Genomic DNA, 26922 nt, shown 5'->3' with positions numbered 1-26922 from the left:
GCGGGCGTCAGAACGAGCCGAAGGTCGACCCCAGCACGATCACCGCGATCAGCGCCAGCAGCGCGCCGACGATGCCGACCATCACGATGTCGAAGTAGCTTTCCTTGTGGCCCGTGCCGCACACCGCAAGCAGCGTGACCACCGCGCCGTTGTGCGGCAGGCTGTCGAGCGTGCCGGCGCCGATCACCGCGACGCGGTGCATGAGTGCCGGATCGAGCCCGATGGTCGCGGCCAGTTGCATGTAGGTCGCGCCGAGTGCGTCGAGTGCGATCGTGAGACCGCCGGACGCCGACCCCGTGAGCGCCGCGAGGATGTTGGTCGACAACGCCAGCGACACCAGCGGCCCGCCGCCGATGCCGAGCACCCATTCGCGCACCATCTCGAAGGCCGGCATGGCCGCCACCACCGCCCCGAAGCCCACGAGGCTTGCCACCGACACCACCGGCAGCACGGAGGCATTCGCGCCGGCGTCGATCGTCTCGCGCAGCGACGGCAGCCGGTTCCAGTTGCACGCGATCAGCACGACGATCGCGGTCATCAGCGCCACCAGCACGGCCCAGACGCCGCCTACGTTGGCGAGCGAGATGCCGCCAAAACGCGCCTCGGCGAGATAGTCCGTATCCAGACGCGGCAGCACGACCAGCGCCATCAGCAGATTGACGATGACCACCACGATGAGCGGCAGCAGGGCGATGAAGACCCCGGGCTCGCGGTCGCTGTGGCCCCCGCGCGTGGCTTCCGCCGGGTCGAAGCTGCCGGACGTGCTCGCGCGTTCGCGCACCACCGGGTTGGCGGAGGCATCCACATGCTTGTCGACCGTCACCGTGCCGAAGCCTTCGCCGGCCTTGCGCGCCACGTTCTCGGCACGGCGCAGCCACCACATGCCGAAGCCCAGCATGATTGCCGCCGCGATCACGCCCAACCCGGGAGCAGCGAAGGCAGTGGTGCCGAAGAAGGGCATCGGGATCGCGTTCTGGATCGCGGGCGTGCCCGGTAGTGCGGACATCGTGAAGGTCGAGGTGCCGAGCGCGATTGCGGCAGGCATGAGGCGGGCGGGCACGTTGGCTGCCCGGAACAGCGCCTGCGCCATCGGTGCGAGGACGAAGAAGGCGACGAAGAGGCTCACGCCGCCGTAGGTCACCATCGCGCCCGCCAGCACCACCGCAAGCATCGCCCGCTGCGGGCCGAGCTTCTCGGTCATGAAGCGCGCGATGGTCTGCACCGAGCCGCTGTCATCCATGAGCTTGCCGAAGATCGCGCCTAGCAGGAAGAGCGGAAAGAAGCTCGCAAGGAAGCCGGCGGCCGAGCCCATGAAGGTCTGCGTCCAATGCGCGAGCAGCGGCTCGCCCGCGAAGAGCGCCGCGATGATTGCGGCAAGCGGCGCGAGCACCAGCACGCTCCAGCCGCGGTACGACAGCCAGATCAGCAGGCCGAGGCCGACGAAGATTCCTGCGAGTCCCATGGGTTCAGATCCCTTCGAGCAGCGCGTCGAGATCGAGCGTCGAGCGCTTGCCGATGTCGGCCGTGTGGTCCGCGAGGAAGGCGGTGGCCGCACGGCGGCCTTCATCGCGCAGCTTGCAGAGAAACTCCCATTCCGCGATCAGCTTCGACGAATAGCCAAGCTCGAGCATCGCGTCGGTTGCAATGCGGTGAATGCGCATGCGCGCCCACGCTGCGCCTTCGCCATGACCCGGGTCAGCCACCTGGTGGAGCATCGCGATCATGCGCAGCTCCTTCAGCAGCGGCGAGTTGAAGGAGATCTCGTTGAGCCGGTTGTTGATGTCCGCCGCGGTGCGCGGAACGCCGGGGCGCTCCACCGGGTTGATCTGCACCAGGATGGTGTCGCTCGACGAGCACTCGCGGATCAGCGGCGTCATCGTCGGATTGCCCGCATAGCCGCCGTCCCAGTAGGGGTCGCCGTCGATCTCCACCGCATGGAACATCGAGGGCAGGCAGGCCGAGGCGAGCAGCACGTCGGGGCTGATCTCGGCATTGCGGAAGACCCGTCCGCGGCCGGTGCGCACATTGGTGGCGGTCACGAAGAGCTTGATGGGCGACTTTGCGAGGCGTTCGAAGTCGATCAGGTCCCGGAGGATGCCCCGCAGCGGATTCATGCCCTGCGGATTCAGGTTGTACGGAGACCAGACGCGCATCGCAAGATCCGCGGCCAGGAAGGCGGGCGAGTTGTCCAGCGTCCAGCGGCCGGAGATCATCTCCATCCAGCCCCGACGGAACGGGCTGAACCTGGCGGCTTCGGACACGCCGCGCCAGAACTCTTCGAGCGATTCGCGTGCGCCCTCGGCGCCGCCGCCCGCATGGCCGCAGGCCAGCACGGCGGCGTTCATTGCGCCGGCGGACGTGCCGGAGATGCCGTCGATGCGCAGCCAAGGCTCCTCGAGCAGGCGATCGAGCACGCCCCATGTAAACGCGCCGTGGGCGCCCCCACCTTGCAGTGCGAGATCAATCGGAAGTGTTTTCAAGCGTTTCCTCCACGGGGCGTTGCGCCGTCACGCACTGCCAAGCAATGCCCGCGCCAGCGCGATGGCCGGGCCATCCTATGCGAGCGATGGGTCCGACTCAAGGCGATCGTTTGACCATCGTCAATGGTGCGACGAACACGAAATGGTGCTAGCGGGGGATGATGACGGGGCCGCATGACAGTCGCGCGTCGGGTCCGCGGGGGGCTTGGGGATTGCACCAAGGGGCCATTGCCTGCGCGATCCTTTGAAGCGACATTAGCGTTTCACAACAGCCTGCGTCGGGTCGGTCGTCGTGTGTGACCGGTGTGGGCGAGGAGGACGGTCTATGGGTTTGTCGAGCGACATGGCCTTTAAGTCACGACGTGAAGGCCTCTCCCGGACAGGTGCCGCAACGAGGGTTCGCGGCATGCTCCCGCTGTTATGTGCCGCGGTGCTCCTGTCCGCCTGTTCGAAGTCGGAGCCTGAGAAGGCCGCACCGCCTCCCACCGAAGTCTCCGCGTTGACCGTCAAGGCGCAGACCGTCCCTGTCACCTACGAGTTCGTCGGCCAGACCGAGAGTTCGCAACAGGTTGAAATCCGCGCCCGCGTCAATGGCTTTCTGGAAAAGAGGGTCTACACCGAAGGCACCTTCGTCGAGCCGGGTCAGGTCCTCTTCAGGATGGACGTGAAGCCCTTCGAGGCCAGCCTGAAGGCCGCGAAGGCGGAACTCGCGCAACAGCAGGCGCGCCTTGCCACCGCACGCGCGAACCTCGCGCGGGTGAAGCCGCTGGTTGCCGACAACGCATTGGCCGTCAAGGATCTCGACGACGCCACCGGCAGCGACCAGGCCGCGGCTGCCGCGGTCGAGGCCGCCGCCGCGAAGGTCACCGATGCGCAGTTGAACCTCGGCTACACCACGATCACGTCGCCGGTCGCAGGCCAGTCCTCATTCGCAAAGGTGCAGGACGGCGCGTATGTGAATGCAGAGAACAGCCTGCTCACCTACGTGGCAAAGCTCGATCCGATGCGCGTGAACTTCAGCCTCTCGGAAAACGAATCGCTGCGCCTGCAGGACGAGATCGCCAAAGGCAAGCTCATCAAGGCGCCGCGCGACGACTACGCGGTCGAGCTGGTGCTGGCGGACGGGTCGAGCTTCCCTGCGCAGGGCCGCATCACCTTTGCAGATGCGTCGTTCAGTCAGGAGACAGGCACCTTCCTGCTGCGCGCCGAACTGCCCAACCCAAAGGGTGAGCTGCGACCGGGACAGTTCGTGCGGGTGAAGGTGCACGGCTTCCAGCGGCCCAATTCGATCATCGTGCCGCAGCGCGCAGTGCAGGAAGGCCCGCGCGGCGAGTTCGTCTGGGTCGTCGACGGCGAGGGCAAGGCTTCGCAGCGACCGGTCAGCGTCGGCGACTGGATGGGCGATCAATGGCTGGTGACCGCCGGCCTGAAGGATGGCGAGCGCGTCGTGGTCGACGGCTTCATGCGACTCGCGCCAGGTGCGCCGGTGAAAGTGAATGAGGTGCAGCCGGAGCCGCTGCCAGAGGGCAAGGCGGTGGGACGCCAGGCGGGGCCGACGCCGGCGGGCGCGGCGGCCGCGGCGGCTTCGGTGATGCCGAATGCGGCACCGGGCGCTGCGGGTGCCGCGGGTGCTGCCGGATCGGCGGCCGGGAAGGCCCCGGCCGCATCCAGCGCATCGAGCGCTACCGGTGCCACAGGGGCGCCAGTTGCCAACGGCGATGCCGTGTACTTCGATCGCGGCCGCACTGCGCTCGATGCAACCGGCCAGGTACGGTTGGTCGCGATCATCGCGGCACTCAAGGCCAAACCCGACCTGCGCGTCGTGCTGAACGGCTACGTGGATTCGAGCGGTGATCCGAAGATCAACGCCGCGCTCGCCAAGCGGCGCGCGGAGTCGGTGCGCGACGCCTTGCTGGCGGCCGATGTGCCTGCCAATCAGATCGAGATGAAGGCGCCGGCCAACATCGTCGGTGGCGATTCGCCCGCCATGGCGCGCCGCGTCGATGTCATCCTGGCGGGGGCACGATGAAGTTCGCGCACTTCTTCATCGACCGTCCGATCTTTGCGTCCGTCATCTCGATCATCCTGGTCATCGCCGGGGTGGTCGCGATGCTGAACCTGCCGATCGCGCAGTTTCCGGACATCACGCCGCCGCAGATCTCGGTGAGCGCAACCTATCCGGGTGCGAGTTCGGCGGTGGTCGCTGAAAACGTGGCAGCGCCGATCGAGCAACAGGTCAACGGCGCGGATCGCATGATGTACATGAACTCCTCGTCGAGCTCGACGGGGAACATGACGCTGTCGGTCTACTTCGAGATCGGCACCGACCCCTCGCTCGCGCAGGTGGACGTGCAGAACCGCGTGAACCTCGCGCTGCCGCAGCTGCCTTCGGCAGTGAGCCAGCAGGGTGTGAGCGTGCAGAAGAAGTCGCAGGCCTTCATGTTGATCGTGGCGATTTATTCGCCCGATAACAGCCAGGACCCGACCTTCGTCGCCAACTACGCGAACATCAATGTGCTGGATGCGATCAAGCGCATCCCGGGTGCCAATCAGAGCTCGATCTTCGGCTCGCCGGACTACGCGATGCGCCTGTGGCTCAAGCCCGACCGCATGGCGAGCCTGGGCATGACCGCGACCGACATCCAGCAGGCCGTGGCCGCGCAGAACCAGCAGTACGCCGCCGGGCGCCTGGGTGCATCGCCGACAGCGACGCCGGTGCAGCAGACGATCCCGGTCGCCACTTCCGGGCGCATGACCGAGCCCACGCAGTTCGACAACATCATCCTGCGTGCTTCGCAGCAGGGCACCGGCGCGATCGTCCGCGTGAAGGACATCGGCCGCGCGGAACTCGGCTCGAAGGACTATTCGATCCGCTCCAAGTACAACGGCAAGACCGCCACGCTGATCGCGATCTACCAGCAGCCCGGCGCGAACGCGCTGCAGGTGGCCAAGGACACGCGTGCGTTGATGGCCGAGCTGAAGAAGTCCTTCCCGAGCGGCCTGGACTACGACATCGCGCTCGACACCACCGAGTTCGTGCAGGAGTCGATCAGCGAGGTGGTCCACACCTTCTTCGAGGCGGTGGCGCTGGTGGTGATCGTGGTGTTCATCTTCCTGCAGAGCTTCCGCGCCACGCTGGTGCCGATCCTGGCGGTGCCGGTCTCGATCCTCGGCGCCTTCATCGGCATGACCGCGATGGGCTTCTCGATCAACATGCTCACCTTGTTCGGCATGGTGCTCGCGATCGGCATCGTGGTCGACGACGCGATCGTGGTGGTCGAGAACGTCGAGCGCAACATGAGCGAGTTCGGCCTGTCGCCAAAGGACGCCGCCAAGCGCGCCATGGACGAGGTGAGCGGCCCGGTGGTCGCCATCGTGCTGGTGCTGTGCGCGGTGTTCATTCCGGTCGCGTTCCTCTCGGGCATCACCGGGCAGCTCTACAAGCAGTTCGCGATCACCATCGCGGTGTCGGTGGTGCTGTCGGGCCTCGTGGCGCTGACGCTGTCGCCGGCGCTCGCGGCGCTGCTGCTGAAGCCGCCGAAAGAGGGTCACCACGAAAAGAAGGGCTTCTTCGGCTGGTTCAACCGCAATTTCGAGAAGGTGACGGAGAGCTATACATCGACCACCAAGCTGGCGATCAAGCGCGTGCTCATCTCGGTGCTGCTGATCGTCGGCATGGTGGTGATCATGATGGGGCTGTTCCGGAAGGTGCCGACCACCTTCCTGCCGGTGGAAGACCAAGGCTACATCTTCACCGCGGTCATCATGCCGGACGCCGCGAGCCTGGATCGCACCGAAGCCATCACGGACCGTGCGCAGCAGTGGTTCAGCAAGCAGCCGAGCGTGAAGGCGGTGGCTGCGGTGCCGGGCTTCAGCCTGATCGATTCGCAGAACAAGTCCAATGCGGGCGTGCTCTTCGTGTCGCTCAAGAGCTTTGCCGAGCGGCAATCGGCCGACGACCGGGCCGATGCGCTGATCCGGCAGGCCAGCGCGGAGTTCTCGACCTTCAAGGAAGCCGTGCTGGTGCCGGTCAATCCGCCATCGATCCCGGGCCTGGGCACGACCGGTGGCTTCGAGTTCTGGATACAGAGCGAGGGCGACGCGCCGCTGCAGAGGGTGGAGCAGGTCACGCGTGACTTCATCGCCAAGGCGCGGCAGCGGCCCGAGCTGCGAGGCCTGAACTCGACCATCAACACGCGCTCCCGCCAGTTGATGGTGGATGTCGATCGCGACAAGGCGGAAAGCCTCGGCGTGCCGACGGAGGATGTGTATTCGACCTTGCAGACGCTGTTCGGCTCGCTGTATGTGAGCCAGTTCCCGAAGAACAGCCGTCTGTTCCAGGTGATCCTGCAGGCCGAGCCCGACTTCCGCACCAAGCCCGAAGACCTGCAGAACATGTACGTGCGCAACAAGGAAGGGAAGATGGTGCCGCTCAAGGCGGTCGCGAGCACGCGCTACGTGACCGGCGCCGACATCGTCACGCGCTTCAACAACTTCGTCGCAGCCAAGGTCACGGGCGATGCGGGCATCGGCTACAGCTCGGGGCAGGCGCTGGCCGCAATGGAAGAGGTGGCGCGTGAAGTGCTGCCCGCGGGCTTCTCGTTCGCGTGGTCCGGCGAGGCCTACGAAGAGCGCAAGGCCGGTTCGACAGCCGGCCTGGTGTTCGCGTTCGCGCTGGTGATGGTGTTCCTGATCCTCGCGGCGCAGTACGAGAAATGGTCGCTGCCCTTCGGCGTGCTGCTGGCGGTGCCCTTCGCGCTGTTCGGGGCGATCGCCGCGATCTGGCTACGGGGCATACAGAACGACGTGTACTTTCAGATCGGCCTCACGGTGCTCATTGCGCTGGCGGCGAAGAACGCGATCCTGATCTTCGAGTTCGCGGTCGAGTTGCGGCACAAGGAAGGGCTCTCGCCCTACGACGCGGCGGTCGGCGCGGCCAAGCTGCGGTTGCGGCCGATCATCATGACCTCTCTGGCGTTCATCCTCGGGTGTATTCCGCTCGCGATCGCCAGTGGTGCGTCGGCGGCAAGCCGGCAGTCGCTCGGCACCGGCGTGATCGGCGGGATGCTGGGCGCGACGGTGATCGCGATCTTCTTCATCCCGATGTTCTTCTGGGGCCTGGAAGCGTTCAGCGACCGCATGAGCGGCAAGAAGGCCGAGCATGCGAAGGGCGAGGATCCGGAAGCGACCGGGCAGGGAGCCGTCAATGCGCCGCACTGACGTGATCCTTCGCGGCGCAATGGCCGTGGCGCTCGGGCTCCCACTCGGCGGCTGCATGCTCGGGCCGGACTACAAGCGTCCCGACCTCGACGTGCCGACGCAATACCGCAGCGCAACGCCCATGGGCGCGGTTGATGCGGCCGCTGTCGAATCGGCGTGGTGGCAGCAGTTCAACGATCCGGCGCTCGATGCCCTTATCAGCGAAGGGCTGCGCAACAACCAGGACCTGATCGCCGCTGCCGCGCGCGTGGAGCAGTTCTATGGCGTGCTCGGCACCACGCGTTCGGCGCTCTTTCCGCAGGTCGGCGCGCAGGTGAACGGCAGCCGCACGCGCGCGAGCGAGCAGACCATCAGCGGGGCTCCGTCGATCAATCCGTACAACGCTTACCAGGCCAACCTTCTGCTGAGCTGGGAGATCGATCTTTTCGGCCGCACGCGGCGCCTCACCGAAGCCGCAACTGCAGAACTGCAGGCAAGCGAGGAATTCCGGCGCGCCACGGTGCTCTCGATCGTGACCGCGATCACTTCGGGCTACGTCAACCTGCGCGAGCAGGATCGCGAGCTGGAAGTCTCACGCGAGACGCTGGGCCTTCGGCTCGGTGCCCTCAACCTCTTCGAGCGACGCTTCAAGGGCGGCGTGGTGTCCGACGTCGAAGTCAGCCAGGCGCGATCCGAATACGCGACCGCGCTGCGTGCGATCCCGTTGCTCGAGCAGTCGATCGTGCAACAGGAGAACGCGCTCGCCAATCTGGTCGGACGCAACCCCGGCCCCATCGCGCGCGGCAAGCCGATCGACCAGCTCGTGCTGCCCCCGGTGCCTGCGGGGCTGCCGTCCGATCTGCTGGAACGGCGCCCTGATATCCGGCAGGCCGAGCAATCGATGGTCGCGACCAACGCCCGCATCGGCGCGGCGAAGGCGGCGTACTTCCCGACGATCTCGTTAACGGGTGCCTTCGGACAGGCGAGCCGGTCGCTGTCCGACCTGTGGGAAGGGCCCTCGCGGCTGTGGACCTACGGCGCGGATATCACCATGCCGCTCTTCACGGCCGGCGCGATCGCAGGCCAGGTCACGAGTGCCGAAGCGGCGCAGCGGCAATCGGTCGCGGCGTACCGCAAGGCTGTGCAGGCTGCGTTCAGCGAAACCGAGAACGCGCTGTCCGGCATCGCCACGTCGCGCACCGCACTCGATGCGCAGGTGATGCAAGTCTCCGCGCTCGACAACTATGCGCGGCTCGCGCGCAAGCGATTCGAAGGCGGCTACACCAGCTACCTCGAAGTGCTCGACGCCGATCGCGCGTTGTTCAACGCGCGCCTGCAACTGGCCCAGCAGCAGGGCAGCGTGCTGTTGCAGTCGGCGGCGCTCTATCGTTCGCTCGGCGGCGGCTGGGTCGACGTTGCGGACAAGGAAGCGCCGCAGCCCGGCGTGAACCTGAGCGAGCGGCCCCGCGCCTTTCCCTGAAGCAGAGTCGCTTCAGCCCAGCCTGCGCACCACGACGGAGGCGTCGAGTCCCTCGTAGGCGCCAGGATCGCCGTACCAGGTGCCTGAGACGGGCGCGGCCAGAGAGGGGTCGCGCGCGACCGCGACGCGGATCAATTGCCCACTGCCGGTGAGGTTGTTGGTGGGGTCGTAGGCGACCCAGCCCGCCCCTGGCAGATAGGCATGTAGCCAGGCGTGCGTGGTGCCGGCTCCTGTCACCGCATCGCCGGTTGCTTCGCCACCGACGTCGAGCGCCGCGTCGTACAGGTAGCCCGAGACAAAGCGCGTCGCCACACCGAGCCGGCGCACCGCTTCCATCATCAGCAGCGCGTAGTCGCGGCAGCTTCCACTGCCGAGCGCCAGCGTCTGCAGCGGCGTTTGCGTGCCTTCTTCGTCACGCGCACCGTAAGTGAAGTTCTGGCCGATGAAGGCGTTCATGCGCGCGAGCACATCGCGCGTGCCATTGGCCTTGTCGGTGTAGAGGAACTGATGCGCCCAGCGGATGAGCGTTCCGTCGGGATCGTCGTGATACGGACGCAGGTAGTGTTCGAGATCGATGCGGTCCTGCACCGAGTAGGCGAAAGGCAGCGCTTCGGCCAAGGGGTCGAGCGCCAGCTCATCGACGCTACCCGACTCGCGTTCGATCGTGAAGCGGCAGACGATGCGAAGCTCCGACGCTTCGCTGGTCGGCTGCACGAGCGCCACCGAATTGGAATGCGGGTCCTGGATCATGCGGATGGTTGCCTCCGGGCTGACCTCGAGGTCGGTGGCGAGCACGCGCAGGTCGTGGCTCTCGCGCGGTCGGAACATCACGCGGTGCAGGCCGAAACGGACCGGCTGGTTGTAGCGATAGACCGTGGTGTGAGTGATGTCGTAGTGGATGGGCATGGATGTTCTCCATCGCGTGAACGTCCCCGTGACGCTTCCTCGATTCACTTGGGGATGCCTTGTACGGGCATACATTGTGAAATGGTCGCATGACTCTTGCGTGAGACCAGGAGGCGCTGATGGACAAGGAGTCGAATTCCGGGTCCAGCCTGCCGAGCAACGGCATCGTGGCCATTGTGCTGCTGGCAGCCGGGGTGCTGTTCGTTCGCGAAGCGCCCCTGGAGACCACGCGGCTCCCCGTCAAGGAACCGCGCCTCGAACAGCACTACGCCAAGCAGGACATCGACGCGAGGCTCTGGCAGGACCCCTTCGGCGCCGTTGCGCGATATCGAGCCGATCTGCGAAAAAGCGGGCAAGGCAAGCTCGAGGGCGAGGACCGGCTGCGTACCGCCGAGGATCTCGCGGCAGACGTGAGCGAGCTTCGGAAGCGCTTCCCGCCCGGAGAGAACCGGAAGGTGCAGGTGCTGGCGGTGATGCTGCCCGGCGGTCCCTATTCAGAAAACGTGGAAAGCCGTAGGCGAGGTCGCTATGCGGTACTCGCCGGGCTCAATGCCAGCCGCCTCTCGCCGCGCGATACCGAGCACCTGGGGTACTTCACGCCGCCCGAAATCGCCTGCACGAAGGTCGATAAACCGACGCCGGAGCCGATCCCCTACGAGTGGTTCGATCCGGCCTCCGATGTCGCGACGCCGAGCGATCTGACCCGCGCCAGTCTGCAATCGCCGGTGCTTGTGATGTGGCTTCAAACCGAGGCGTTCGCGACAAGACCACTCATGCACATGGCGCAGCTCGCGAAGCCGTTCGTCGATGCCGGAGCGAGTTGGCGCGTGCTCGGTCCCAACGGCTCGGATGGGCTGAAGGCGATGGTCGACGAGGTGGACGGTTCGGGCCTCGTGAGTGAACCGGTCAACGCGGAAATGCGCTTCTATTCGCTCTATGCGACCGTGCCCGACGAGGTACTGCTGGAAGGCGTAAACGAGCGGGGTGCCGAACGCAAGAGCGTGTCCAAGTTCTTCGCGAAGCACCATGTTGCCCTGGTGAGAACCATCGGCCACGACGGCAAGCTCGCCGACGCGCTGATCGACGAATTGAGGCTGCGCGGATTGGAGCCGAAGACGATACCGACACGTCCTGGAGAGGAGCCCGACGTCTTTCGATACCAGGACATGTGCCGGCTTGACGCAGGCGCTCAGCAGGATGCCCCCAGCCGCATCGCGATCGTTGCCGAATGGGACACGCTCTATGGCCGCAGTCTGTTGCGCGAATTCCGGGCCAAGCGAGACGAGCCGGGTTTCTGCGTGGAGCGCTTCAGCTATGTACGCGGACTCGACGGCCAGTTGCCTGCAGCCGCCGACAACGACTCGACGAGCAATGCTGCACAAAAGCAGAACCAGCCTGAAAAGGACCCCGGCCGCCGCAAGGACGGAACCTTCATCGAAGTTGCCGAGGGCCAGGGCCAGTTCGACTATCTGCGCAGGCTCGCGGTGCAGATGCGGATGAAGGACGAATTGCTGCGCAGCGCGAGCGGGGACAAGCAGGGCTTTCGTGCGATCGGCGTACTGGGCAACGACGTCCACGACAAGCTGCTCGTGCTGCAGGCGTTGCGCCCGGAGTTTCCAAATGCCATCTTCTTCACGACCGACATGGATGCGCGCTTTGTGCATCCGCGCGAGCAGGCGTGGGCGCGCAATCTCATCGTCGCATCGAACTTCGGCCTGCGACTGACTGAACGGCTGCAGGCGGGCGCGCCGCCTTTCCGCGACAGCTACCAGGTGTCGGCGTATCTCTCGACCCGGCTCGCGATGGACGATGCACGCCGCAAGCTGCAACTCGATGAGACTGCGGACGGCGAACGGGAGCCGATGTCGCAGAAGAAGATCCGCGCGTGGTTCGAAACACCGAGGATCTTCGAGATCGGCCGCACCGGTGCCTACGATTTCACGGGCAGCGCGTCCTATGGTGCCAATCAGAAGGGATGCCGGGGGATGCCGTGGAGCGAGTGCGACAACATTCATCCGCCGGGATCTCGTGCATATCCCGCGCCGGGGGTGCCGGTGATGTTCCTGATCTTCGTGGCGGCGATGCTGCTGGCGTGGGTGCCGCCGTTCCTTGTGAGCGAGGGCGCGAGGAACTGGCTCATCCGAACCATGACGAGCAGTGACAACCTGGCGGCTCGCCGGCGCCGTTGGGCTGTCGCCCTCTTGATCCTTCTCCTCGTGCAATTGGCGTTGCCGATGTGGATGGCTGTGAACTGGGAGCCGTTCGCCGCATGGCTCACCGAGGACGGCAAGCCGATGCTGGCAATCGAAGGGATCAGCTTGTGGCCGACTGAAGCGATTCGCATCTTCACGCTGTTGCTGTGCTTCTACCTGCTGTTCAGAGGCTGGGCAACGCTCGATGCGAACCTCGAGGAAATTGCCACGGATTTCGACGCCCGCGCAGTACGTCAGGAGATGACGCAGACACAGGACCGCGTCGACCGTCTTCAGGATGCGTGGCGAAAGTTCGTGCAGATGTTTTCCATGCGCTTCATTCCACCGCTGCACAAACACACCGGAAATGTCGGCGGAATGGAGTCCGAGGCCGTGGACTTCTGGGGGCGCCACATCGTGCAGAACCGACTGCTCGCGCGGTTGGTGCGCACCGCCTCGTGCGTGCTCATTGCCGCCGTGCTCAGCTCACTGCTGGTTGCGGCGATCGGCGAGATCCGCTTCGTTCCGCAGCGCGGCCCGCTTTCGTTCTGGGTGCACGAGTCGCTGCGCGTTCCGGCGCTGCTGATGATGTACTTCCTCATCTTCTTCGTCGTGGATGCCACGGTGCTCTGCGTGCGCTTTGTCCGCGGGTTGCTGCGCCTGCGCCAACGGCAGGAATCCGCGGCCAACTGGCCCAAGACGACGCTGCAGAGGTTCGAGACCGATATGCGCATGCCTTGCGACCATCTCGAAAACTGGATCGACCTGCAGTTCGTCGCGCGTCGCACGGCCGCGGTCACGGGGCTCATCTACTACCCCTTCGTCGTCATTTCGCTCTGGCTGCTTTCGAGGAGCGCAGTGTTCGACCGCTGGACTTTGTCCGCGGGCACGCTGATTCCTGCTGCTGTGGGTGCAGGCGTTGCGCTGGGGTGTGCAGTGGCGTTGCGTCTTGCTGCGGAGGATTCGCATGAACATGCGCTCGATCGCGTGAAGGACGAGATCCTTTGCGCGAGCGCCAGCCGGCCGACGGGCAGTCCCGCACCGGCGCCCACCTTGGAACAGCTCAAACTGCTTCAGAGTCGCATCGAGGGACTGCACGAGGGTGCTTTCGCGCCGTTCTGGCAGCAGCCTCTGCTCAAGGCCGTCTTGCTGCCGTTCGCGACCCTCGGCGGCTCGACACTTCTTGACTACATGGCGCTCGCCAACCTCTGAGCGCTTGGCTAGGTCCACGTGCGTCGCGTGTCGAGCGCACTCGCGAGCCTGGCCGGCAACGGCAAGGGCTCGCCGTGCCAGCGGGCGGCCAGCAGTTCGGCGCAGAGCGCAGCGAAGCTCATGCCGCGTGAGCCGAGCGCGGTGCAGACCCACAGGCCGTCTTCCCGATCCGGCCCCATCCGGCCGACCAATGGACGCCGATCGCCGGAGGCGCAGCGCACGCCTGCCCATGCGTGCACGCGGCCGCTCGTGAAGTCGGGCTGCAATTGCGCGGCCGCTTCGGGATGCAGGCGGCGGAGCTTGTCGAGGTTGACCTGGTTCTCGTCTGGGCGCAGCGCCGCGTCTTCACTGTCGCGGTCAAAGGTTGCGCCGGTGAGCCACAGTTCGCCGCCTTTGTGCGGCACATGCGCGATCAGGTGGCCGTCGCCGTTGATCGGTACTGCAGGAAGCTGCGAATCCGGTGACGCGACACCCCACGCGACCTGGCCGCGCACGGGTTGCAATGGCAGATCCGGCGCAAGCAGATGACTGTCGAAGCCTGCCGTGATGACGACCCTGTCGGCTTGTGCAAAGGGCTCGTCATCGACGCCGCGAAGCGTCCAGTCTTCGGCCATGCGCTCGATGTGTGTGACGCGGCGGCCTGTTTCGACACGGATGCCGGGCTGCGCAAGCCAGGCCTGCACAAGCCGGGCGGGGCGCACCCATCCAGCCCGGGTATGCCGGATCGCGTGCGCATCGGCCGGCAGTCCAAGGGCACGAAGCCGTTCCGGCGTTGCAAGCCACGATTCGTTCGGGCCGTCGGCGGTCCAGTTGGCAGGAAAACGTGCATCGCCCGGCATGCGCCGTTCGACGACGCCGGTCGCACCCCAGTCGATGCCTTCGACCAGCCACTGTTCGAGCTGCGGCCACACGGCCCGGATACCGGCGCGAGTCAGGCGAGAGAGCAGCGCGTCGTCCGGCGATACATGCGGCGCAAGGACGCCCACGGGCAGTCCTGACGCACCACTGGCGGGTTCGTCGGAAGCATCGAGCACCGTCACCGTCCAACCGCGTCGCGCGAGGCTCGATGCGACCGCCGCCCCCGCGAGACCCGCACCGATCACAACGCAATGGCCCGGCTCCGCGATCTGGTCTTCGGATGGCGGCACGCGCCGGCGCAACTCCCATGCGGGGTCGTAGACCGCCTGGAGGCAGTCGCGTTTTGGAGGCAGTCCCGGTGTCTTCTCGACCTTGAAGCCGCACTGCGCGAGCGCATCACGCACCGTCCGGGCGATGGTCCATGTCGCAAGGCGCGTCCCTCTTCGAGCGAAGCGCGCAGCCGACTTCAGCGTCTCGGGTGACCACATCTCCGGATTGCGTTGCGGGCTGAATCCATCGAGATAAATGCTGTCCGCGTCAAAGCGCTGCGCGCGCAGCATCGGCTGCACATCGCCAATGCACAGCGTGAGCAGCACCTGTCCCTTGTCGAGCCACAGGCGATGAAAGCCGGGCAGCAGGCCGTGCCATTGCGCTGCGAGTTCCTCCGCCAGCGGAAGCAACTCGGGCGAGCCTGCGGCGGCGCGCAACAGGTCTTCTTGCGAGACCGGGTAGGCCTCGATCGAGACGAAGTGCAGCAGCCGGCAGCGGTTCGGGTCCGCGCGCCAGGCCTGCCAGGTTGTCAGGAAGTTGAGCCCGAAGCCGAAGCCGGTTTCGAGAATCCGCCATTGCGGCTGTCCGGCCCAGGCCGCGGGCAGCCCGCAGCCGCCCAGGAAGACAAACCGGGCCTGCGCGTCAGCGCCACTCTCGGAGTGATAGATGTCATCGAACCGCGCGCTGCGCGGGATGCCGTCCGCGCGCCATTCGACCGGTTCGGCCATGCGCGCGCGGGGATCAGGCGGAGGGAGGAACGTACCCCTGCGCGACGTCGGCGCCGTCGCCGAAGAAGTGCTTTTCCATCTGGCGGGCCAGGTATTGGCGCGCGCGGGCATCGGCAAGGTTCAGGCGGTTTTCGTTGACCAGCATGGTCTGCTGTTTGAGCCAGGCCGCCCAGGCCTCCTTGCTCACGTTCTCCCAGATACGTTTGCCGAGTTCGCCGGGATAGGGGGGAAAGTCGAGACCTTCAGCTTCTTTGCCGAGCTTGATGCACTGGACCATGCGTGCCATTTGGATGCCTTTGGGGTGTCTTAGTTGATTTCGCTATTTAGAACTGACAACTCGGTCGTTCCGGTTTTCTTATGCCGTATTCAGAATGCGGGGCATCTGCTTTATGCAATTTACGAGCACAAGACCATGAGCCTTCGCCGCGACTTTATCAAGCTTTCCCTCGGTGCCGCCGCTGCGGCGAGCTTCGCCCTGACGGCATTGCCGTCGTTCGCGCAGGGCCCCGTGACGCTGCTGAACGTGTCCTACGACCCGACCCGTGAGCTGTATGTGGACTACAACCAGGCCTTCGCCAAGTACTGGAAGGGCAAGACCGGTCAGGACGTGACGATCAAGCAATCGCACGGCGGTTCGGGCAAGCAGGCCCGCTCGATCATCGACGGGATCGACGCCGACGTTGCCACGCTGGCACTGGCCGGTGACACCGACGCGCTCGTCACGCACGGCGGTCTGGTCAAGCCCGACTGGCAGAAGCGCCTCCCGCACAACTCTGCGCCTTACACCTCGACGATCGTCTTCCTCGTGAAGAAGGGCAACCCGAAGGGCCTGAAGGATTGGGACGATCTGACGAAGACCGGCGTGCAGGTGATCACCCCGAACCCCAAGACCTCCGGCGGCGCCCGCTGGAACTACCTCGCGGCCTGGGAATTCGCCAAGCGCAAGTACGGCGGCGACGACAAGGCGAAGGAATTCGTGGGCAAGCTCTACAAGAACGTGCCGGTGCTCGACACCGGTGCGCGCGGCTCGACCATCACCTTCGTGCAACGCGGCGTCGGTGACGTGCTTCTTGCATGGGAGAACGAAGCCTTCCTCGCGCTGAAGGAATTCGGCCCGGACAAGTTCGACATCGTCGTGCCGTCGATCAGCATCCTCGCCGAGCCCACCGTGACGGTGGTCGACAAGGTGGTCGACAAGAAGGGAACGCGCGCCGTTGCCGAGGAATACCTGAAGTACCTCTATTCGGACGAAGGCCAGGACATCGCCGGCCGCAACTACTACCGCCCGACCTCGGACAAGGCGAAGGCCAAGTACGCGAACCAGTTCCCCAAGCTCACGCTGTTCACGATCGACGAAGCGTTCGGTGGCTGGACGAAGGCGGACAAGGCGCACTTCGCTGATGGCGGCTCGTTCGACCAGATCTACACCAATAAGTAGCTCGCCCCCAGGCTGCGCGCACTGCGTGTCGCCTCGCCAACCCCCTGACCGGGGGCGGGCCGGCCGCTTCGGGCGGCCGTGCGCGGCGGCCCTCCCGAACACGTTGTTCCTGAAAGTGACTTGACTGTGTCTGTTCTCCTGATCGCCGGTAGTCCTTCTGCGCCGTCCCGCTCGGCGGTGCTGCTCGATGCAGTGGCCGCGCGGTTGGCGCTGCGCAAGGTGCCCGTGGATCGCCTGGCAATCCGCGAGCTTGCTGCGCATGCGCTGCTGCTCGGCGAAGCCTCGCATCCGTCGGTGCTTCAGGCGGCGGAGCAGGTGTATCGCGCCGACGTGATCGTGATTGCCACGCCGGTCTACAAGGCGGCGTACAGCGGTGTGCTGAAGGTGTTCCTCGATCTGTTGCCGCAGTCGGCGCTCAAGGGCAAGACGGTGCTGCCGCTGGCCACCGGCGGCAGTCCGCATCACATGCTGGCGCTCGACTATGCGCTGCGGCCGGTGCTGCAGTCGCTTGCGGCGCGGCACATCCTGCCGGGCGTCTACGCAACCGACGGGCAGGTCACGCTGCAGCCCGAAGGCGCCTATCAATTGCAGGCCGATCTTTCGCAGCGGCTCGACGATGCGGTCGAAACGCTCGCGAGCGAAGGTCTCAAACTGTCGCCGACCTGGGGCTTCGAGCCCGTGGCATTCGAACAGGTGCGATGTAGCGTCTGACGGTCCATCCGCCATCCGGGTGCCCGAGCGGCGCCGTATCCGTCCAACTCCCGTCCCGATCGATGGGGCCGCCAATGCGGTCCGGGGACGACCTACGCCTGAAGAAAGAAGCCCATGCCTCCTTTGACCTCGAACACCCTGACGCCGCCGCGCTCCGCGTGGTGGGTCGTCGCGGACCTGGCCATCAGTGCGCTGGTGGTCGTTGCGGTTGCTCTCATCACCGGCTTCATCGCCGCGACGTCATGAGCACGCGGTCGAAGGCTCCGGGCGCACCGAATGCGCGCCGCCGTCTGTTGCAACTGCTCGTGGTCACGGCTTCGAGCTGGGGCCTGGGCGGGCCGGTGGCGCTGGCGCAGACCGCAGGCTCGGCTCCATCGTCCGAGCCACTCCAGCAGTTGCGGATCGGCTATCAGAAGTCCGCCGCGAACCTCGTCATCGTCAAGCAGTCGGGCTGGCTGGAGAAGCGTTTTCCGAACGCGAAGATCAGCTGGATCGAGTTTCCCGCGGGGCCGCAATTGCTGGAGGCGCTGTCGGTCGGCAGTCTCGAATTCGGGCTCACTGGCGATTCGCCGCCCGTGTTCGCGCAGGCCGCGGGCAAGGAACTCGTCTACGTCGGTGCCGAGCCGCCCAAGCCAGACAGTTCCGCCGTGCTGGTCCTGAAGGATTCGCCGTTGAAGTCGCTCGCCGATCTCAAGGGCCGCAAGATCGCACTGCAGAAGGGTTCGAGCGCGCACTACTTGCTGGTGCGCGCCGTCGAGAAGGCGGGCCTGCAATGGAATGACATCCAGCCCGTCTATCTCGCGCCAGCCGATGCGCGCGCCGCCTTCGAGCGCGGCAGTGTCGATGCATGGGCGATCTGGGATCCGTTCTATGCGGCGACCGAGCTCGCGATCCAGCCACGCGCGTTGACCACTGGCCGTGGGCTGTCGGGTAACAACTCCTTCTATCTCGCGTCGAAGCCATTCGCGGAAAAGCATGCGGCGGTCATCGCCGCGCTCTTCGAAGAACTGACCCGTGCCGATCGCCTGGTGCAGCAGGACCGCGCGGCAGCGATCAAGCTGATCGCCGACTTCAGTGGCCTCGATGCGGGCATCGTGAGCCTGTTTCTTCAACGCCGGCCCCCATCGCCCGTGGGGCCGATCCAGCCGGCCACGGTGATCGACCAGCAGCGTGTGGCCGATGCCTTCCACAAGCTCGGGCTCATTCCGAAACCGGTCGAGGTCGCGCGGATCGTCTGGCGCCCCGACACGCGGCTTGCCGCTGCCAAACCCTGACAACGAAGAACGAGGCATCGCCATGAACATCTTCTGGTTCCTTCCCACGCACGGCGACAGCCGCTATCTCGGCACCACCGACGGTGCCCGCGCGGTCGACCTGCCGTACCTGCAGCAGATTGCGGGCGCGGCCGACCAACTCGGCTACGAAGGCGTGCTGATTCCGACCGGCCGCTCGTGCGAAGACCCGTGGGTGATTGCTTCGAGCCTCATCGGCGCGACGAAGCGGTTGCGCTTTCTGGTCGCGGTGCGTCCTGGCCTGCATCAGCCGAGCCTCGCTGCCCGCATGGCCTCGACTTTCGACCGGCTCTCGGGCGGGCGCGTGCTTGTGAACCTCGTGACCGGCGGCGACCAGACCGAGCTCGAAGGCGATGGCGTGTTTCTCGACCACGCCGCGCGCTACGAGCAATCGGCCGAGTTCATCCGCATCTGGCGCGAGATCATCACGCGCAGCCATGAAGGCCAGACCTTCGACTACGAGGGCAAGCACCTGAGCGTGAAGGGCGCGAAGCTGGTGTTTCCGCCCACGCAGAAGCCGCATCCGCCGGTGTGGTTCGGCGGATCGTCGGAAGCCGCGCACGAGCTCGCGGCCGAGCAGGTCGACGCCTATCTGACCTGGGGCGAGCCACCCGCCGAGGTGGCAAAGAAGATCGCCGACGTGCGCCAGCGCGCCGAACGCAAAGGTCGCACGGTGAAGTTCGGCATTCGCCTGCATGTCATCGTGCGCGAGACCGAGGACGAAGCCTGGCGAGCCGCCGATTCGTTGATCAGCCACGTGAGCGACGACACCGTGATCCGCGCGCAGGCAGCGTTCGCCCGCATGGATTCCGAAGGGCAACGTCGCATGGCCGCACTGCACGCAGGCGGCGCGAAACGCACGCGCGCCGATCTGGAGATCAGCCCGAACCTCTGGGCGGGTGTCGGACTGGTGCGCGGCGGTGCGGGCACGGCACTGGTCGGCGACCCGAAGACCGTCGCCGCGCGCATCGAGGAATACGCATCGCTGGGCATCGAGAACTTCATCTTCTCCGGCTATCCGCACCTGGAAGAGTCCTATCGGTTTGCCGAACTCGTGTTTCCGCTGCTGCCTCGCAAGCAACGCCCGGCTGTGCCAACGCAAGCCCTGACCGGGCGCTTCGGCGAAGTGGTGGCGAATCTCGATGCGCCTTCGCGGCTGCTGTCGCAGAGCTGAATCAAGGACCCCAATGACAGAACAAGTGCAAGCGCAGGCACAACCGCTGCCCGCATCCGTGCCATCGCTGAACGGCGTCAAGGCATTCGCCGTATCGGTGGCGAAGCGCCTCGTCCCGTGGCTCGTGCCGGTCGGCCTGATCGCGGCATGGCAGATCGCCTCGTCGCTCGGCTGGCTTTCGACGCGCGTGCTGCCGGCGCCCATCGACGTGGTGAAGGCTGCGTGGAATCTCTCCGTCTCCGGCGAACTCTGGACGCATGTGAAGGTGAGCGCCGGTCGTGCGCTCGGCGGCCTCGCGATCGGCGGCGGTCTCGGCCTGGCGCTGGGGCTGCTCACGGGATCGATCCGCTTCTTCGAGACGTTGCTGGATTCGAGCATCCAGATGGTCCGCAACATTCCGGCGCTGGCGTTGATCCCGCTGGTGATCCTGTGGTTCGGCATTGACGAATCGGCCAAGCTCTTCCTGATCTCGGTGTCGGTGTTCTTCCCGATCTACCTGAACACCTTCCACGGCATCCGTAACGTCGATCCGCAACTGATCGAGATGGGCCGCACCTACGGGCTCACCCGCTGGCAGCTCTACAAGGAAGTGATCCTGCCGGGCGCGACTTCGTCGATCCTCGTCGGCCTGCGTTTTTCGCTGGGCCTCATGTGGGTGATCCTCATCGTGGCCGAGACGATCTCCGCGCAGTCGGGCATCGGCTATCTGACGATGAACGCACGGGAGTTTCTCCAGACCGACATCGTGCTCGTGGGCATCCTGCTCTACGCACTGCTCGGCAAGCTGGCCGACCTGTTCGCCCGTGGGCTGGAGCGCTGGTGGCTGCGCTGGCATCCGGGCTATCAAGCCGCGAAGTGAAGAGGAGAAGACCATGAGCGCCATTCCCCAAACCCCATCCCCAGAAGCCGAAACGCCGGGCGGCGTGCGGCTGGAGATCCGCGGACTTTCCAAACGCTACGGCGAACGCGAAGTGCTGCGCAACACGCAACTGACGGTCGAACCCGGCCAGTTCATCGCGATCGTGGGCCGCAGCGGTTGCGGCAAGAGCACCTTGCTGCGGCTGATCGCAGGTCTTGAGCAGGCAAGCGAAGGTGCGCTCTACACCGACGGCAAGGCGGTCGACGGACTGCACGACGACACGCGGATCATGTTCCAGGAAGCGCGTCTGTTGCCGTGGCGGCGCGTGCTCGACAACGTGACGCTGGGCCTGCCAGCCGAGAGCAGGCCGCGCGGTGCCGAGGTGCTCGCGCAGGTCGGGCTCGCGGAGCGCAAGGACGAATGGCCGGCGCGCCTTTCCGGCGGGCAGCGCCAGCGCGTGGCGCTTGCGCGCGCACTGGTGCATCACCCGCGTCTGCTGCTGCTTGACGAGCCATTGGGCGCGCTCGACGCGTTGACGCGGATCGAGATGCATCGGCTCATCGAGAGCCTCTGGCAGCGGCACCGCTTTACTGCGTTGCTCGTCACGCACGATGTGCAGGAGGCGGTCGCGCTCGCCGATCGCGTGATCCTCATCGAGGACGGCCGTATAGCGCTCGACGAAAACATCGCGCTTGCACGTCCTCGCTCTCAAGGCGACCCGGCGTTCGCGGCAATCGAGAAACGCATCCTCGACCGCGTCCTGCAGAAGCCTGACGAGGCCGAACCCGCCAACGACACGCGCTGGGCGGACGGCCCCGCCCATGCGCTGCGCTGGGCAGTGTGATGAATCACCCCCAGGCTCGCCCACTTCGTGTGGCCGCCAACCCCCTCTCCGGGGGCAACCCCAACGGCCCGGCAAAGCCGGTTCCGCGGGGTTCCCAATTGCTTTCCTCAACCACCTAAGGAGCCTTTATGTCCATCCAAGCCATCAACGTCCGCAACCAGTTCAAGGGCAAGGTCCGCGAGATCATCCGCGGCGACGTCGTCTCCGAAGTCGATGTCGAGACCGCCTGGGGCATCGTGACCTCTGTCATCACGACCCGTTCCGTCGACGAGCTTCAGCTCAAGGTGGGTTCCGATGTGGTCGCGCTGGTGAAGTCGACCGAAGTGTCGATCGCCAAGCTCTGAACCGGATGATCGAACTCAAGGACATTCATCAGATCTACGACGGCCCGCAAGGGCCGGTCGAGGCACTCAAGGGCATTGACCTGAACGTGGCGCCGGGCGAAGTGTTCGGCGTGATCGGTCGCAGCGGCGCGGGCAAGAGCTCGCTGGTGCGGACCATCAATCTTCTCAACCGGCCGGCGCGCGGCACGGTCCGCGTGGACGGCCGCGAGCTCACCGCGCTGAACGATGCAGAGCTGCGCGCCGCGCGGCAGGGCATCGGCATGATCTTCCAGCACTTCAACCTGCTGTCGTCGCGCACGGTGTATGACAACGTGGCACTGCCACTGGAGCTCTCGGGCCTGCGGGCGGCGGAGACCAAGGCGCGGGTGGAGCCGCTGCTGGAGCTGGTCGGGCTCGCGAGCCTGCGCGATCGCTATCCGGCGCAGATCAGTGGCGGGCAGAAGCAGCGCGTGGGCATCGCCCGCGCACTGGCGAACCGGCCGAAGGTGCTTCTGTCGGACGAGGCGACCTCCGCGCTCGACCCGGAGACCACGCGCTCGATCCTGTCGCTGCTGCAGCAGATCAACCGCGAGTTCGGCTTGACGGTGGTGCTCATCACGCACGAGATGCAGGTCATCAAGCAACTGGCGCAGCAGGTGGCGGTGATCGACCACGGCCGCATCGTGGAGCAGGGCGCAGTGCTCGATGTGTTCACGCAGCCTCAGCATGCGACGACCCGCAGCCTGCTCGAGGACATCGCCCCTCAGCAACTGCCCGAGAGCGTGCTCGCACGCATTCGCGCATTGATGCAGGACGGCCATGCGCAGGAATCGCAATTGCTGCGGATCGCCTTCGCGGGCGAGGCCTCGGCCGACCAGCCGCTGCTGTCGCAGGTGATCCGCCGGTTCGGGATCGATCTGTCGATCGTGCATGGGCAGGTCGATGAAATTCAGGGCCGGCCGTTCGGCTCGCTCGCAGTACTGGCGCGTGGCGCACGCGAATCGCTGGCCGCCGCCGTCGCGCACCTGCGCGGCGCGGGCGTGCTGGTGCAGGAGGTGGCACATGTTTGATGTCTTCACCGGGCCGATGCTCGGACTCTTTGCCAGCTCGCTGTGGGAAACCATCGTGATGGTCGGGATCTCGGGCCTGATCGGCGCAGCAGTCGGCGTGCCGCTGGGCGTGTACCTGCATCTCACCGACGACGGCGGGGTGCTGGAGAACGGGCCGGTCAATCGCATCGTGGGTGCAATCGTCAACGCGGTGCGTTCCACGCCTTTCATCATCCTCCTGGTGGCGATCATTCCATTTACGCGGCTGCTGACCGGCTCGTCGATCGGCACTGCGGCGGCCGTGGTTCCGCTGAGCCTGGCCGCAGCACCTTTCGTCGCACGACTGGTCGAGACCTCGCTGCGCGAAGTCGATCGAGGCCTCGTCGAAGCAGCGCAGGCGATGGGCGCGACCACCGGCCAGATCATCTGGAAGGTGCTTCTTCCTGAGGCACTTCCCGGCATCGTGGCCGGGGTGACGATCACCTTCGTGAGCCTCACCGGCTACTCGGCGATGGCCGGCGCGATCGGCGGCGGCGGGCTGGGCGATCTCGGCATCCGCTATGGCTACCAGCGCTTCCTGCCCGAGGTGATGCTGGCGGTGGTGCTGGTGCTGATCCTCTTCGTGCAAGCCGTGCAAAGCGGCGGCGACTGGCTGGTGCGCAGGCTCAGCCACAAGTGAATTTTTTCTTTCTCTCTCACAAGAACTCAGGAATCGACATGAACCACAACAAGCGCAAGCTTCTTCAATCCGTCGTCGCGCTCGCAATTGCCGCCGGCTTCTCGGCAGCGCCGGCGTTCGCGCAGGACAAGCCGATCAAGGTCGGTGTGACCGGCGGCCCGCACGCGCAGATCCTCGAGCAGGTCCGCAAGGTTGCAGAGAAGGACGGACTGAAGATCCAGATCGTCGAGTTCAGCGACTACGTGCAGCCCAATGCGGCACTCGCGGCGGGCGACCTCGATGCCAACAGCTACCAGCACAAGCCTTATCTCGACCAGCAGGTCAAGGATCGCAACTACAAGATCGTCGACGTCGGCTACACGGTCAACTTTCCGATCGGCATCTATTCGAAGAAGGTCAAGAGCCTGAAGGACCTGAAGGAAGGCGCACGCTTTGGCATCCCGAACGACCCGACCAACGGCGGCCGCGTGCTGCTGGTGCTGCAGGACCAAGGGTTGATCAAGCTCAAGCCGGAAGCCGGCCTCAAGGCCACGCCGCTCGACGTGATCGACAACCCGAAGAAGATCAAGTTCGTCGAAGTCGATGCCGCGCAACTGCCGCGCACGCTCGACGATCTCGATGCATCGGCGATCAATACTAACTACGCACTCTCGGCTGGCCTCAATCCGGGCAAGGATGCGATCGCGCGTGAAAGCGCGAAGAGCCCTTACGTCAATCTGCTCGCCGTGCGCGAACAGGACAAGGACAAGCCGTGGGTTGCCAAGCTGGTGAAGGCCTATCACTCCCAGGAGGTGAAGAACTTCGTGCAGAACGAGTTCAAGGGTTCGGTGTTGGCGAGCTGGTAAGCCGCTTGCACTTGCCGACGGTCAGAGTGAGTTTCGTGTAGAAACCCGCTCAAGGTGGGGTTTTGCGCGATGGTGCATCGTGGAATCCCACGACCGGAGGAATGCATGTCCCTTTTCGATGTGAGCGACATCGTCGCCGAGCTGCACGCGGCGCGCGACGAATGGCGCGATGCGCAGAAGCGATCGCGCGAACCCGGAAGCCGGGAGTTCCCGTCGCGCGAAGCCCTGGCGGGCATCGTGGAGTCGCTCAAGGGTGCGCTGTTTCCGATGCGGCTGGGCCCGCCGGATCTGCGCCGTGAAAGCGAAGACTTCTACGTGGGGTACACGCTCGATGCGGCCCTGCAGTCGCTATTGACCCAGGCGCGTCTGGAGTTGCTCTACACCTCGCGCCACCAGCCGCGGCCCGCGGAGGAGATCGACGCACAGGCCACGGCGGCCGTGCGCGAATTCGCAGCCTCGCTGCCGGGCATTCGTCGCCTGCTCGATGGCGACGTGCTCGCCGCCTTTCAGGGCGACCCTGCGGCGCGCAGCGTGGACGAAGTGCTGCTGTGCTATCCGGGCATCCTCGCGATGATCCATCACCGGCTGGCGCATCGTCTCTACCGGCTCGAGCTGCCGTTGCTTGCGCGCATCGTGGCCGAACTCGCCCACGGACAGACAGGCATCGACCTCCATCCGGGCGCGCAGATCGACGCGGGCTTCTTCATCGACCATGGCACCGGAGTCGTGATCGGCGAAACCGCGGTCATCGGCAAGCGGGTCCGCATCTACCAGGCGGTGACGCTCGGCGCAAAGCGCTTCCCGACCGACGGAGAGGGCAACCTGCAAAAGGGCGGGGCGCGCCATCCGATCGTCGAGGACGACGTCGTCATCTATGCCGGCGCGACCATCCTTGGCAGGGTGACGCTGGGCAAGGGCGCGACCATCGGCGGCAACGTGTGGATCACGGACGATGTGCCGTCCGGCGCCAGCGTGTCGCAGGCAAGCCTGCAGAACGCGCCCCTGCGCAGGGCCGCCAAATAGTCGCAATCTTTTTCAGGCAAAGTTGCGTGCGCTCCGCACAATGAGCGTCCGCGGTTTCCTCTCACCTTTCACAAGGAGCATTCATGGCCCAGAAAAAAATCGCCGTCGTCATCGGCAGCCTGCGCAAGGATTCGCTGAACCACAAGCTCGCATTGGCGATTGCGCACCTCGCCCCGGCGGACTTCACTTTCGAGCATGTCCGCATCGATGACCTGCCGCTCTACAACCAGGACCAGGACGGCAACCAGGCGCCTGCGGTCAAGCGGCTCAAGACAGAGATCGCGGCGGCCGACGGCGTGCTGTTCGTGACGCCGGAATACAACCGTGCCATTCCTGGCGTGCTCAAGAATGCGATCGACAACGCCTCGCGTCCTTACGGACAGAGCGCATGGGCCGGAAAGCCGGCGGGTGTGATCGGCATCTCCGTCGGCCAGATCGGCACGGCGGTGGCGCAGCAGCAGCTACGTGCGGTGCTGGCCTATCTCGACATGCCGACGCTCGGACAGCCGGAAGTCTTCCTGCAGAACAAGGAAGGGCTTTTCGACGACAAGGGTCATGTCGGCGAGAGCAGCAAGCAGTTCCTGCAAGGCTGGGTCGACAAGTACGTCGCGTGGATCAACGATCACTCGAAGTGATCGACGAATGAAAAAAAGGGCGGATACCCCGTGGGGTACCCGCCCTTTTTCATTGGTCTTGCCGAATCAGGCAGCCAGCGTGGCTTGGTCCTGATTCGCGGCCTTGCCGGTGGCCGTGGCGATGTCGGCGCGAGCGGCGGTGAATGCGGCGGCCTTGGCGGCGTCACCCATGCCGATGCCTTCGGCGCGCACGAAGCGCAGGTCGGTGATGCCGAAGAAGCCGAAGATCACCTTGAGGTAGCTCTCCTGGTGTTCCATGGCCTGGCCGCCTTCGCTGGTCGAGTACAGACCGCCGCGGGTCGAGGCCACGATCACCGTCTTGCCGCCGGCGAGGCCAACCGGGCCCTTGTCGGTGTACTTGAAGGTGCGGCCGGCTTGGGCGAGGCGGTCGATCCATGCCTTGAGCTGGGTCGGCACCGTGAAGTTGTAGAGCGGAGCGCCGATCACGATCACGTCGGAGTCGAGGAACTGGGTCACCAGACGCTCGGACACTTCGTTTTCGCGACGCTGGGCTTCGGTCGGCTCAGCTTGCACGCCCACCTTGATGCCGAGCGCGTCGGCGTTGAAGTGGTTCGGCGTATCCACCGCGAGGTCGAGGTAGTCGACCTTGGTGTGGGGGTGGTTCTTGCGCCATTCGGCCACGATCTCGGCCGTGAGTTGGCGCGAGACGGAGTTGGTGCCCAGGACGCTGGAGTCGACGTGCAGCAGTTTCATGATCGATGGTC

At 65.6% G+C, this 26922-nt stretch carries 23 protein-coding genes; 17 read left to right on the top strand and 6 right to left on the bottom strand.

The window, feature by feature from the left end; all coding sequences use genetic code 11:
- Positions 1-7: 7 nt before the first annotated feature.
- Both FHW64_RS04510 and FHW64_RS04505 read right to left on the bottom strand, forming a co-directional pair.
- Positions 8-1462 carry a GntP family permease gene (locus tag FHW64_RS04510; RefSeq protein ID WP_184523448.1) on the bottom strand — a complete coding sequence of 485 codons (1455 nt, stop codon included), beginning with the start codon at positions 1460-1462 and terminating at the stop codon, positions 8-10.
- Between the two features lie 4 nt (positions 1463-1466).
- Complete coding sequence (locus tag FHW64_RS04505; protein ID WP_184523446.1) at positions 1467-2480, bottom strand: patatin-like phospholipase family protein; 1014 nt, start codon at positions 2478-2480, stop codon at positions 1467-1469.
- A gap of 406 nt (positions 2481-2886) precedes the next feature.
- Here FHW64_RS04505 and FHW64_RS04500 point away from each other — a divergent pair, with 406 nt between their 5' ends.
- From FHW64_RS04500 to FHW64_RS04490, 3 genes are read left to right on the top strand one after another with little or no spacing between them, the layout of a single operon-like run.
- On the top strand, positions 2887-4509 hold the full coding sequence (locus FHW64_RS04500) for an efflux RND transporter periplasmic adaptor subunit (RefSeq protein ID WP_184523444.1): 1623 nt from the start codon (positions 2887-2889) through the stop codon (positions 4507-4509).
- Positions 4506-7700: an efflux RND transporter permease subunit gene (locus tag FHW64_RS04495; RefSeq protein WP_184523442.1), complete on the top strand. Its 3195-nt coding sequence runs from the start codon at positions 4506-4508 to the stop codon at positions 7698-7700. Before FHW64_RS04500 ends, FHW64_RS04495 begins: the two co-directional genes overlap by 4 nt.
- Complete coding sequence (locus FHW64_RS04490; protein WP_184523441.1) at positions 7687-9159, top strand: efflux transporter outer membrane subunit; 1473 nt, start codon at positions 7687-7689, stop codon at positions 9157-9159. Before FHW64_RS04495 ends, FHW64_RS04490 begins: the two co-directional genes overlap by 14 nt.
- A gap of 12 nt (positions 9160-9171) precedes the next feature.
- Here the strand turns inward: FHW64_RS04490 and FHW64_RS04485 are convergent, their stop codons facing one another.
- A complete protein-coding gene (locus FHW64_RS04485; RefSeq protein ID WP_184523439.1) occupies positions 9172-10065 on the bottom strand; it encodes a transglutaminase family protein in 894 nt (297 codons plus the stop codon).
- Positions 10066-10184: 119 nt separating this feature from the next.
- Here FHW64_RS04485 and FHW64_RS04480 point away from each other — a divergent pair, with 119 nt between their 5' ends.
- A complete protein-coding gene (locus FHW64_RS04480; RefSeq protein WP_184523437.1) occupies positions 10185-13469 on the top strand; it encodes a hypothetical protein in 3285 nt (1094 codons plus the stop codon).
- Between the two features lie 8 nt (positions 13470-13477).
- Here FHW64_RS04480 and mnmC read toward each other — a convergent pair whose 3' ends face one another.
- Both mnmC and FHW64_RS04470 read right to left on the bottom strand, forming a co-directional pair.
- Positions 13478-15325: an FAD-dependent 5-carboxymethylaminomethyl-2-thiouridine(34) oxidoreductase MnmC gene (mnmC, locus tag FHW64_RS04475; protein WP_184523435.1), complete on the bottom strand. Its 1848-nt coding sequence runs from the start codon at positions 15323-15325 to the stop codon at positions 13478-13480.
- 13 nt (positions 15326-15338) lie between these two features.
- A complete protein-coding gene (locus FHW64_RS04470; RefSeq protein ID WP_184523433.1) occupies positions 15339-15611 on the bottom strand; it encodes an oxidative damage protection protein in 273 nt (90 codons plus the stop codon).
- Positions 15612-15737: 126 nt separating this feature from the next.
- Here FHW64_RS04470 and FHW64_RS04465 point away from each other — a divergent pair, with 126 nt between their 5' ends.
- The 13 genes from FHW64_RS04465 (at position 15738) to FHW64_RS04410 (ending at position 26197) form a co-directional block, all read left to right on the top strand.
- Positions 15738-16763 carry a sulfate ABC transporter substrate-binding protein gene (locus FHW64_RS04465; protein WP_184523431.1) on the top strand — a complete coding sequence of 342 codons (1026 nt, stop codon included), beginning with the start codon at positions 15738-15740 and terminating at the stop codon, positions 16761-16763.
- Positions 16764-16889: 126 nt separating this feature from the next.
- Complete coding sequence (gene ssuE / locus FHW64_RS04460; RefSeq protein WP_184524255.1) at positions 16890-17474, top strand: NADPH-dependent FMN reductase; 585 nt, start codon at positions 16890-16892, stop codon at positions 17472-17474.
- 114 nt (positions 17475-17588) lie between these two features.
- Complete coding sequence (locus FHW64_RS34290) at positions 17589-17720, top strand: hypothetical protein (RefSeq protein ID WP_260303634.1); 132 nt, start codon at positions 17589-17591, stop codon at positions 17718-17720.
- Positions 17717-18748, top strand: coding sequence for a sulfonate ABC transporter substrate-binding protein (locus FHW64_RS04455; protein ID WP_184523429.1), 1032 nt, complete (start codon positions 17717-17719; stop codon positions 18746-18748). The genes FHW64_RS34290 and FHW64_RS04455 overlap by 4 nt, the downstream gene beginning before the upstream one ends.
- 22 nt (positions 18749-18770) lie before the next feature.
- Positions 18771-19940 (top strand): FMNH2-dependent alkanesulfonate monooxygenase, encoded by a 1170-nt coding sequence (ssuD, locus tag FHW64_RS04450; protein ID WP_184523427.1) that lies wholly within the window; start codon positions 18771-18773, stop codon positions 19938-19940.
- 13 nt (positions 19941-19953) lie between these two features.
- Positions 19954-20799: an aliphatic sulfonate ABC transporter permease SsuC gene (gene ssuC / locus FHW64_RS04445; RefSeq protein WP_184523425.1), complete on the top strand. Its 846-nt coding sequence runs from the start codon at positions 19954-19956 to the stop codon at positions 20797-20799.
- Between the two features lie 13 nt (positions 20800-20812).
- Positions 20813-21643, top strand: coding sequence for an ATP-binding cassette domain-containing protein (locus FHW64_RS04440; protein WP_184523423.1), 831 nt, complete (start codon positions 20813-20815; stop codon positions 21641-21643).
- 128 nt (positions 21644-21771) lie between these two features.
- Positions 21772-21987 (top strand): molybdopterin-binding protein, encoded by a 216-nt coding sequence (locus FHW64_RS04435; protein WP_007829250.1) that lies wholly within the window; start codon positions 21772-21774, stop codon positions 21985-21987.
- A 5-nt stretch (positions 21988-21992) separates the two neighbouring features.
- Positions 21993-23036, top strand: coding sequence for a methionine ABC transporter ATP-binding protein (locus tag FHW64_RS04430; protein WP_184523421.1), 1044 nt, complete (start codon positions 21993-21995; stop codon positions 23034-23036).
- On the top strand, positions 23029-23694 hold the full coding sequence (locus FHW64_RS04425) for a methionine ABC transporter permease (RefSeq protein ID WP_184523419.1): 666 nt from the start codon (positions 23029-23031) through the stop codon (positions 23692-23694). The genes FHW64_RS04430 and FHW64_RS04425 overlap by 8 nt, the downstream gene beginning before the upstream one ends.
- A 38-nt stretch (positions 23695-23732) precedes the next feature.
- Positions 23733-24539 (top strand): MetQ/NlpA family ABC transporter substrate-binding protein, encoded by an 807-nt coding sequence (locus FHW64_RS04420; RefSeq protein ID WP_184523417.1) that lies wholly within the window; start codon positions 23733-23735, stop codon positions 24537-24539.
- Between the two features lie 105 nt (positions 24540-24644).
- Positions 24645-25562, top strand: coding sequence for a serine O-acetyltransferase EpsC (gene epsC / locus FHW64_RS04415; protein WP_184523415.1), 918 nt, complete (start codon positions 24645-24647; stop codon positions 25560-25562).
- Positions 25563-25645: 83 nt separating this feature from the next.
- Positions 25646-26197 carry an NADPH-dependent FMN reductase gene (locus tag FHW64_RS04410; RefSeq protein WP_184523413.1) on the top strand — a complete coding sequence of 184 codons (552 nt, stop codon included), beginning with the start codon at positions 25646-25648 and terminating at the stop codon, positions 26195-26197.
- A 66-nt stretch (positions 26198-26263) separates the two neighbouring features.
- On the opposite strand, the gene FHW64_RS04405 is transcribed toward FHW64_RS04410, so the two are convergent.
- Entirely contained in the window at positions 26264-26911 is a 648-nt protein-coding gene (locus FHW64_RS04405; RefSeq protein ID WP_184523411.1) for an FMN-dependent NADH-azoreductase, read from the bottom strand.
- Positions 26912-26922: the final 11 nt, after the last annotated feature.

Origin of the sequence: Variovorax sp. Sphag1AA (assembly GCF_014192575.1) — a bacterium.
In the GTDB taxonomy this organism is placed as follows: Bacteria; Pseudomonadota; Gammaproteobacteria; order Burkholderiales; family Burkholderiaceae_C; genus Variovorax.
The sequence above is the reverse complement of the archived record's forward strand: the minus strand, read 5'-3'. Positions and strand labels throughout refer to the sequence as shown.

Coding starts and splice junctions, on each gene's coding strand:
- FHW64_RS04510 (WP_184523448.1), bottom strand. CDS start 1,462: ATGGGACTCGCAGGAATCTTCGTCGGCCTCGGCCTGCTGATCTGGCTG.
- FHW64_RS04500 (WP_184523444.1), top strand. CDS start 2,887: ATGCTCCCGCTGTTATGTGCCGCGGTGCTCCTGTCCGCCTGTTCGAAG.
- FHW64_RS04495 (WP_184523442.1), top strand. CDS start 4,506: ATGAAGTTCGCGCACTTCTTCATCGACCGTCCGATCTTTGCGTCCGTC.
- FHW64_RS04490 (WP_184523441.1), top strand. CDS start 7,687: ATGCGCCGCACTGACGTGATCCTTCGCGGCGCAATGGCCGTGGCGCTC.
- FHW64_RS04485 (WP_184523439.1), bottom strand. CDS start 10,065: ATGCCCATCCACTACGACATCACTCACACCACGGTCTATCGCTACAAC.
- FHW64_RS04480 (WP_184523437.1), top strand. CDS start 10,185: ATGGACAAGGAGTCGAATTCCGGGTCCAGCCTGCCGAGCAACGGCATC.
- mnmC (WP_184523435.1), bottom strand. CDS start 15,325: ATGGCCGAACCGGTCGAATGGCGCGCGGACGGCATCCCGCGCAGCGCG.
- FHW64_RS04470 (WP_184523433.1), bottom strand. CDS start 15,611: ATGGCACGCATGGTCCAGTGCATCAAGCTCGGCAAAGAAGCTGAAGGT.
- FHW64_RS04465 (WP_184523431.1), top strand. CDS start 15,738: ATGAGCCTTCGCCGCGACTTTATCAAGCTTTCCCTCGGTGCCGCCGCT.
- FHW64_RS34290 (WP_260303634.1), top strand. CDS start 17,589: ATGCCTCCTTTGACCTCGAACACCCTGACGCCGCCGCGCTCCGCGTGG.
- FHW64_RS04455 (WP_184523429.1), top strand. CDS start 17,717: ATGAGCACGCGGTCGAAGGCTCCGGGCGCACCGAATGCGCGCCGCCGT.
- ssuD (WP_184523427.1), top strand. CDS start 18,771: ATGAACATCTTCTGGTTCCTTCCCACGCACGGCGACAGCCGCTATCTC.
- ssuC (WP_184523425.1), top strand. CDS start 19,954: ATGACAGAACAAGTGCAAGCGCAGGCACAACCGCTGCCCGCATCCGTG.
- FHW64_RS04440 (WP_184523423.1), top strand. CDS start 20,813: ATGAGCGCCATTCCCCAAACCCCATCCCCAGAAGCCGAAACGCCGGGC.
- FHW64_RS04435 (WP_007829250.1), top strand. CDS start 21,772: ATGTCCATCCAAGCCATCAACGTCCGCAACCAGTTCAAGGGCAAGGTC.
- FHW64_RS04430 (WP_184523421.1), top strand. CDS start 21,993: ATGATCGAACTCAAGGACATTCATCAGATCTACGACGGCCCGCAAGGG.
- FHW64_RS04425 (WP_184523419.1), top strand. CDS start 23,029: ATGTTTGATGTCTTCACCGGGCCGATGCTCGGACTCTTTGCCAGCTCG.
- FHW64_RS04420 (WP_184523417.1), top strand. CDS start 23,733: ATGAACCACAACAAGCGCAAGCTTCTTCAATCCGTCGTCGCGCTCGCA.
- epsC (WP_184523415.1), top strand. CDS start 24,645: ATGTCCCTTTTCGATGTGAGCGACATCGTCGCCGAGCTGCACGCGGCG.
- FHW64_RS04410 (WP_184523413.1), top strand. CDS start 25,646: ATGGCCCAGAAAAAAATCGCCGTCGTCATCGGCAGCCTGCGCAAGGAT.
- FHW64_RS04405 (WP_184523411.1), bottom strand. CDS start 26,911: ATGAAACTGCTGCACGTCGACTCCAGCGTCCTGGGCACCAACTCCGTC.